The sequence below is a fragment of the Vibrio sp. OPT46 genome (genome assembly GCF_015163535.1).
Classification (GTDB): Bacteria; Pseudomonadota; Gammaproteobacteria; order Enterobacterales; family Vibrionaceae; genus Vibrio; species Vibrio alginolyticus.
The window spans coordinates 1-314 of sequence record NZ_JADDYG010000143.1 but is presented as its reverse complement, the minus strand read 5'-3'; the positions used below and the strand labels follow the sequence as shown (position 1 = coordinate 314).

General features: G+C 36.0%; 1 pseudogene. It reads left to right on the top strand.

The window, feature by feature from the left end:
• Window positions 1-222: 222 nt before the first annotated feature.
• A pseudogene (locus IQR33_RS06645) lies at window positions 223-314 on the top strand (acyl carrier protein); the annotation flags it as partial.

Below are 314 nucleotides of genomic sequence, written 5' to 3'. Positions count from 1 at the left end.
TATTTTACATTGTGAAAAATAGCCTATAGTTGCAGTTAACTGTCATGAACTTGTCATGCTTATGCGCAAGATTTGTGCATGATTTAAGTCAAAAATGTATTGAAATTCGGTTAAATTCGCTAATTTTGTGGTTTGACCAGCAAGGACCCCCTTGCAACTTTCAATAGTTCGAATAAACTACGGAATCATCGCATTAGGCGAAATCTGTAAAGGAAAAGAAAAATGAGCAACATCGAAGAACGCGTAAAGAAAATCATTGTTGAACAGCTAGGTGTAGACGAAGCAGAAGTTAAAAACGAAGCTTCTTTCGTTGA